This is a genomic window from Saccharomonospora azurea NA-128 (assembly GCF_000231055.2).
Lineage (GTDB): Bacteria > Actinomycetota > Actinomycetes > Mycobacteriales > Pseudonocardiaceae > Saccharomonospora > Saccharomonospora azurea.
In genome coordinates this window covers 2000358-2006670 of sequence record NZ_CM001466.1, presented here as the reverse complement: position 1 = coordinate 2006670, position 6313 = coordinate 2000358, and the positions used below count along the sequence as shown (strand labels likewise).

The 6313-nt window shown below is 69.7% G+C and carries 9 protein-coding genes and 1 pseudogene; 5 read left to right on the top strand and 5 right to left on the bottom strand.

Annotated elements, in window-relative coordinates; all coding sequences use genetic code 11:
• The coding region (locus SACAZDRAFT_RS23745) for an SbcC/MukB-like Walker B domain-containing protein (RefSeq protein ID WP_005440871.1) at window positions 1–711 on the top strand (711 nt) is incomplete at its 5' end.
• On the opposite strand, the gene SACAZDRAFT_RS09095 is transcribed toward SACAZDRAFT_RS23745, so the two are convergent.
• Both SACAZDRAFT_RS09095 and SACAZDRAFT_RS09090 read right to left on the bottom strand, forming a co-directional pair.
• On the bottom strand, window positions 688–1200 hold the full coding sequence (locus tag SACAZDRAFT_RS09095; RefSeq protein WP_005440870.1) for a methylated-DNA--[protein]-cysteine S-methyltransferase: 513 nt from the start codon (window positions 1198–1200) through the stop codon (window positions 688–690). The genes SACAZDRAFT_RS23745 and SACAZDRAFT_RS09095 overlap by 24 nt on opposite strands.
• Complete coding sequence (locus SACAZDRAFT_RS09090; protein WP_005440869.1) at window positions 1197–2738, bottom strand: AlkA N-terminal domain-containing protein; 1542 nt, start codon at window positions 2736–2738, stop codon at window positions 1197–1199. Before SACAZDRAFT_RS09090 ends, SACAZDRAFT_RS09095 begins: the two co-directional genes overlap by 4 nt.
• A gap of 96 nt (window positions 2739–2834) precedes the next feature.
• Between SACAZDRAFT_RS09090 and SACAZDRAFT_RS09085 the strand changes: the two genes are divergently transcribed.
• A complete protein-coding gene (locus SACAZDRAFT_RS09085) occupies window positions 2835–3104 on the top strand; it encodes a hypothetical protein (RefSeq protein WP_232286392.1) in 270 nt (89 codons plus the stop codon).
• A gap of 36 nt (window positions 3105–3140) precedes the next feature.
• Window positions 3141–4223, top strand: a complete 1083-nt coding sequence (gene ychF / locus SACAZDRAFT_RS09080) for a redox-regulated ATPase YchF (RefSeq protein ID WP_005440866.1) — start codon at window positions 3141–3143, stop codon at window positions 4221–4223.
• Between the two features lie 54 nt (window positions 4224–4277).
• Here the strand turns inward: ychF and SACAZDRAFT_RS09075 are convergent, their stop codons facing one another.
• Window positions 4278–4646 (bottom strand): hypothetical protein, encoded by a 369-nt coding sequence (locus tag SACAZDRAFT_RS09075; protein WP_005440864.1) that lies wholly within the window; start codon window positions 4644–4646, stop codon window positions 4278–4280.
• Window positions 4647–4812: 166 nt separating this feature from the next.
• Here SACAZDRAFT_RS09075 and SACAZDRAFT_RS09070 point away from each other — a divergent pair, with 166 nt between their 5' ends.
• Window positions 4813–5016, top strand: a complete 204-nt coding sequence (locus tag SACAZDRAFT_RS09070; RefSeq protein ID WP_005440862.1) for a ribbon-helix-helix protein, CopG family — start codon at window positions 4813–4815, stop codon at window positions 5014–5016.
• Window positions 5013–5429 (top strand): type II toxin-antitoxin system death-on-curing family toxin, encoded by a 417-nt coding sequence (locus SACAZDRAFT_RS09065; protein ID WP_005440860.1) that lies wholly within the window; start codon window positions 5013–5015, stop codon window positions 5427–5429. Before SACAZDRAFT_RS09070 ends, SACAZDRAFT_RS09065 begins: the two co-directional genes overlap by 4 nt.
• Before the next feature lie 66 nt (window positions 5430–5495).
• Here the strand turns inward: SACAZDRAFT_RS09065 and SACAZDRAFT_RS09060 are convergent, their stop codons facing one another.
• A complete protein-coding gene (locus tag SACAZDRAFT_RS09060; RefSeq protein ID WP_005440858.1) occupies window positions 5496–6014 on the bottom strand; it encodes a hypothetical protein in 519 nt (172 codons plus the stop codon).
• Window positions 6015–6085: 71 nt separating this feature from the next.
• Window positions 6086–6295 (bottom strand): annotated as a pseudogene (locus tag SACAZDRAFT_RS22440) (chromosome condensation regulator); the annotation flags it as partial.
• Window positions 6296–6313 lie beyond the last annotated feature (18 nt).

The following is a 6313-nucleotide window of genomic DNA, read 5'->3' as shown; positions in this document are numbered from 1 at the left end:
GACGTCGCGTCGGCCGAGGCGGCGGAGCGCGAGGCGCGCGAGCGGGCGGAGGCCGCGGTCGCCACGCTGCGGGCCAGCGAACGCACGGCCGAGGACGTGCGAAGCCTGTTGCGTGAGCTGGGCACCGCGCTCGCCGAACTCGAACCGGCGGAACAGGAGTTCGCCGAGCTGACTGCTCTGACGGACGTGTTCAACGGCCAGGGGCAGAACAGCCGGCGGATGTCATTGCGGTCGTACGTTCTCGCGGCGCGGTTGGAGGAGGTGGCCGTGGCCGCCACCGCGCGACTGCGTTCGATGAGTCAGGGACGCTACTCGTTCGTGCACTCGGACCAGGAGGATCGGGTGCGGACGCGCGGTGGACACGGCCTCGGTCTCGACGTACTCGACGACTACTCGGGACAGGTCCGCTCCTCCAAGACGCTCTCGGGTGGGGAGTCGTTCATCGCCTCGCTGTCGCTCGCCCTGGGGTTGGCCGACGTGGTCGCGGCCGAGACCGGTGGTGCGCTGCTCGACACGCTCTTCGTCGACGAGGGTTTCGGAACGCTCGACAACGAGACGCTGGACGTGGTGATGGGCGTGCTCGACGAGCTCCGCGCCGGTGGCCGGGTCGTCGGTCTTGTGTCCCACGTGGACGAACTCCGGCAGCGGATTCCCACACGGCTGCGGGTGCGGAAGTCGCGTACGGGGTCAGAACTCGTGGCCGGAGGCTGATTCGTGAGTCAGCAGCCAGCGTTTCACGTCCAGCCCCCACCGGAAGCCTCCCAGCGCGCCACCGGTGCGCAACACGCGGTGGCACGGCACGAACAACGCGGCGGCGTTGCGCGCGCACGCCGACGCTGCTGCACGGATCGCGGCGGGGCGACCGGCGAGAGCCGCGAACTCGGAGTACGTCACAGGTCGTCCCGCGGGCACGGTGCGAAGCACATCCCACGCGTGTTGCAGGAAAGCGCCGGATCGCTGCCGGACGGCGACCTCGTCGACGGCGTCGAGTTCGCCGTCGTGGTATCGGCGGACGGCCTTGGTCACCGCGCCCAGGTCGGTGTGGTGTTTCAGGTCGCCGGGCCGGAGGGGCGCGGCGACGAGGCTCGCCAGCTCCGTGGCGTCTGCGGTCCAGCCGGAGGCCAACACGGCCCCGTCAGCGTCGACCACGGCGGTGAACGCGCCGATCGGAGTGTCCTGTGTGGACCAGTAAGCTGTCATGGGTCTTCCTTCCTCGTCATGGCGGGGCTCGGCGCGTTGCTCGCGAGCCAGAGATACATGCCCGCGTACGAGCGCCACGGCCTCCACCGTCGGGCGTGGTCGCTCAGCCGGGCGCGGTCGAGGCCCACCACCTGGGCTCCGCGCTGGAGTGCGCGATCGGTGTCGAGCAGCAGGTCGGTCCGGCCGAGCAGGCGCAGCAGAACGTAGTCGGCCGTCCAGGGGCCGATGCCTGGCAGGGAGAGCAGGTCGTGCCGGAGTTCGTCCGCGTCACGCCCGATGTGGACGTCGAGGTCGCCGGAGGCGAGTGAGGCGGCGACCTCGCGGATCGCGGCGATACGCCGCCGGGGACCGGTGAGCACGTCGCCCGCGTGGTCCGCCACCGCTGCCGGGGACGGGAACAGCCGAGCCGGGTCGTCGGGTGAGGCGATCGCCACCGGTTCGCCGAGCTCGGCGGCGAGGCGCGTGGTCGCCGTGCGGGCCGCGGCGACTGACACCTGCTGCCCGAGCATGGCGCGCAGTACGATCTCCGCACCGTCGACCGCACCCGGCACGCGAATGCCCGGCGCCTTGGCGACCCACGGCTCCAGCACGGGATCGCGCGAGAGGCAGTCCAGTACGGCCTGGGGATCGGCATTGAGGTCCCAGAGCCGACGGACCCGCGAGACGGCCGTGGCGAGATCGCGGACGTCGGTGAGCCTGACGACGCATTCGACATGCGTCGGCTGCGGCAGCACGCGCACGACCGCCGGGCCGTGGGGGAGCCGGAATGTCCTGCGGTACTCGTGGTCGCGGGCGTTCGCGCTCTCGACGCCGGGAACCGCGCGGACTGCCAGGTATTCGAGGACGCCGGAGGCGTCGAACGGCGGGCGGAACGGCAGCCGCAGGCACAACCGGACGCCGGTGGTCGGGGCTGTATCCCCCGTCTGCGACCGGTGATGTCCGCGGCGCACCGCGCTCGCTCTGAGCTCGGACGGAGTGGCGGCGAACACCTCGCGGATCGTGTCGTTGAACTGCCGGACGCTGGAGAAACCGGACGCGAAGGCGACGTCGGTGATCGGGAGGTCCGACATCTCGATCAGAACCCGGGCCGAGTGGGAGCGGTGGGCGCGGGCGAGTGCGAGCGGGCCCGCGCCGAGTTCGGCACCCAGGACGCGACCGAGATGCCGTTCCGAGTACCCGAGTCTGCGGGAGAGCCCGGACACGCCTTCGCGTTCGACCGTGCCCTCGGCGATGAGGCGCATGGCGCGCGCGGCGAGGTCGGCGCGCACGTCCCACTCGGGGGAGCCGGGCACCGCGTCCGGTAGGCAGCGCTTGCACGCGCGGTAACCCCGAGACTGGGCCGCGGCCGCGGTCGGGAAGAACTCGACGTTCTGCGGTTTCGGGGTCAGGGCGGGGCAGGACGGCCTGCAGTAGATCCGTGTCGTGCGCACGGCCGTCACGAACTGGCCGTCGAACCGCGCGTCGCGCGAGCTCACGGCGCGGTAGCAGCGTTCCGTGTCGCGCCAGAGACCGGAACACAGCGCCTCGACCTGGGTCATAGTGCGATGGTGCCACCGTGCCCGGGTGGCCACTGGCGGAAATCGGACACGGTGGCCGGCATGCATGGTGACGTTCGCGCGCCTACGGTCGAGAACATGACACAAGGCACGCGTCGACGTCCGCTCCGCAGAATGCTGGCCGGTACGGCGGTGCTGGCCGCCGTGGCCGCCTCCGGCTTCGCCGCCACCGCGTGTGACGACACCCGGGACGGCGGCGGCTACCAGCCGGAACAGCAGCAGGAACAACAGCAGCAGGAGGACAACGGCCCGGGCAACGACGTCGGTGACGACGAGGACGGCCAGGGCGGCGAGGGCGACGACGGTGGCGGCGACGACAGCGGAGACGACCGGGACGACGACGGCTGACCCGCGCCGCGAACCGGACCCGTACACTGGCGAGTCGTGAGTCTGACCCTTGGCATCGTCGGCCTGCCCAACGTCGGCAAGTCCACCCTTTTCAACGCGCTGACCCGCAACGACGTGTTGTCGGCGAACTATCCGTTCGCGACGATCGAGCCGAACGTCGGCGTGGTGCCGTTGCCGGACCCGCGGCTGGACAAGCTGGCCGAGATCTTCGGCTCGGCCAAGACGGTCCCGGCCACCGTGTCGTTCGTCGACATCGCGGGGATCGTGAAGGGCGCCTCGGAAGGCGCGGGCCTGGGCAACAAGTTCCTTGCCAACATTCGCGAGGCCAACGCGATCTGCCAGGTCATCCGGGTCTTCGACGACCCGGACGTGACTCACGTCGACGGTCGGGTCGACCCGTTGTCGGACATCGAGACGATCAACACCGAGCTGATCCTCGCCGACCTTCAGACGCTCGACAAGGCTCTGGTGCGCCTGGAGAAGGAGGCGCGCACCAAGAAGGAGAAGCGGCCCGAGTTCGAGAATGCGCAGCGCGCGAAGGCGATCCTCGACTCCGGTCGAACCCTCTTCTCGGCGCAGGACGAGGTGGATCTCGACGGCCTGCGTGAGCTGAGCCTGCTCACGGCCAAGCCGTTCCTGTACGTGTTCAACGCCGACGAGCCGGTGCTCACCGACGAGGCGCGCCGGGCGGAGCTCGCCAAGCTGGTGGAGCCGGCCGACGCCGTGTTCCTCGACGCGAAGGTCGAGTCCGAGCTGCTGGAGTTGGACGACGAGGAAGCCGTCCGGGAGTTGCTGGAGTCGGTCGGCCAGCAGGAGCCGGGTCTGCACGCGCTCGCGCGCGCCGGGTTCCACACCCTCGGCCTGCAGACCTACCTCACCGCCGGGCCGAAGGAGGCCCGCGCGTGGACGATCCCGAAGGGTGCGACGGCGCCCCAGGCGGCGGGTGTGATCCACACGGACTTCGAGCGCGGCTTCATCAAGGCCGAGGTCGTGTCCTTCGACGACCTGGTGGAGGCCGGGTCGATGGCGGCGGCCCGCAGTGCGGGCAAGGTCCGCATGGAGGGCAAGGACTACGTCATGGAGGACGGCGACGTGGTGGAGTTCCGCTTCAACGTGTAGTCGGGTTCCGGTTCAACGTGGCGTGCATGCATTGGCCAGCACCCGGCGGTCTGCTCAGACCGAATGACGCTCTTGGCGGAGCCCGACGGCGATCCCCGCGTCGAGGACGAATAGTCCGCACATCGCGACGGCGTTATGTCGGCGATGGCTTCGCATGTACTCGCGCGCGAACAGCAGGTGGAACAGGGCTCGTGCCGCCACGGCACGCCACCGACGAGGTGACGACCGACTGGCGATGATCGCGATGCCGAGGACGAGGTCGGCGGCGCCCAGCGCACGTCTACGTTTGCTGTCTGTGTCCGACAGGCCGAGTCGTCGCCCACCCACGTGTGGTGCGACGGTGAGGAAACCGCCGAGGCAAACGGAAACCACCCCGACACCATCGGCGGCAACGGCGACGATGGTGTTTTTGGAGACCGACATGGGGAGACTCTAGTCGAGTCGGCGTGGCGGGTAGGGGGGCGTCGGATCGTACTGTGGCCACAGGTTCGTATGTGCCCGATTGGTGCGCTGAAGCCGGGCGCCCCGGCCGCGACCGGCACCGACATCCTCGCTCACCGCTTGATACCAAGGCGGTATCATCGCGGCTGTGGCGATGACACTGCGGTTGACCGAAGAACAGGAGCGGGCCCTCGCCCTGCTCGCCGAAGCGGAAGGCGTCAGCAAGCAGGAGGCGGTCGCGCGTGCGATCACCGAGGCCGCGGCCCGGCGTGTTCGCGACGACCGGGTACGTGCGCTGTCGCGAGAAGGCCGCGCTCGCTATGCCGCGCTGCTCGACCGGCTCGCTCAGTGAGAGTCGAGTACCTCACCCTGGAGGATCTGCTGGTTCTCGCGGGCGACCTGGGTGTGCTGGAGGTTCGAGACGTCGGTCTGCTCGACTCGGCGGCCCATCGACCGAAGTCGTCGGTGATGGCGCAGGACGCCTATCCGACGGTGCACGAGAAGGCCGCCGTGCTCCTGGAGTCGATCGTCCGGAACCAGCCGTTGGTCGACGGCAACAAGCGGCTGGGTTGGATGGCCACGTTCACGTTCTACGGACTCAACGGAGTCGACCTGGACGCGCCGGAGGACGAGGCCTACGACCTGGTCATCGGGGTCTCGACCGGATCGCTCGGTTACGCCGACGCTGCGACGCGCCTCGCCGGATGGACGCGCCCCGACGTTGCGGGGCCTCGGGAACCGGTGGAGTTCTGCTTCAACGTGTAGGCGCGTTCCGGTTCCCTCGCCGGGAGGCCGCGAGTGACGCTCGGACTCCTTGCGGCGGGATGACGATCAAGGCTGCGGCCTTGGCTCTCCTGTGTACCGCTCGCTCTCGGCGTGGAAGACGACTTCGGTGAAGAACTCGACGTGTCGCAGGACGTCGGCGCGTGCCTGGGCTCGTTCCTCTGGGCTTGCCTCCGCGTGGAGGTGCAACACCCGCGCGAGGCCGATCGGGCCGGTGAAGGAGAACGCGAGCCTCTCGGCCGGGCCGAGGTGCCGAGGTATCCGCTCGGCAGCGAGCCACCTGGCGAACAGGTCGACGGCATAGTCACGCATGCCGGTCAAGGGGGCGCGGAGTGCGTCGCTGTGCAACAGCCCGTCCCGTGTCACGAGGCTGATCAACAATCGTGCTTCTTCACGGTCCCAGTCTTCGAGGAAGGCGCCCACCAGCTCGGTGAGGAATCGAGGGGGGTCGGTCTCGGCCAGGGCGGGGGCGACGGCGTTGACCGCACCTGTCGAGTTCTGTGGTCCGTATCGGGCCATGGCTGCGTCGAAGACGGCCTGCTTGTTCTCGAAGTGCGCGTAGAGCACGCGATGGCGACGATCTCTCGCCAGTCGTCCACCTCGCACTGTCCATGGCCGTTCCAGCCCGTCGCCACCACGGTGCCGTCGGCGCGCAGCCCGACGGTGTGGGACTTGCCGGTGTTCCGTGCCGCGTGGACGTTCCCGGCGGCGACCGCGACGACGTTCTGCCACGCGAGGACGTCGCACTCGCCGGCGAAACCGTCTCCGGTGGCGACGACCGTGCCGTCCGAACGCAGACCGATCGAATGGCGCCTGCCCCCGGCGAGCGTGGACCCATGCAGCGACATCGGTCGTCACCTCCCCGC

Bases quoted from the DNA above. Each gene is read 5' to 3' on its own strand.
- SACAZDRAFT_RS09095 (WP_005440870.1), bottom strand. From the start codon at position 1,200: ATGACAGCTTACTGGTCCACACAGGACACTCCGATCGGCGCGTTCACC.
- SACAZDRAFT_RS09075 (WP_005440864.1), bottom strand. From the start codon at position 4,646: ATGTCGGTCTCCAAAAACACCATCGTCGCCGTTGCCGCCGATGGTGTC.
- SACAZDRAFT_RS09085 (WP_232286392.1), top strand. From the start codon at position 2,835: ATGACACAAGGCACGCGTCGACGTCCGCTCCGCAGAATGCTGGCCGGT.
- SACAZDRAFT_RS09090 (WP_005440869.1), bottom strand. From the start codon at position 2,738: ATGACCCAGGTCGAGGCGCTGTGTTCCGGTCTCTGGCGCGACACGGAA.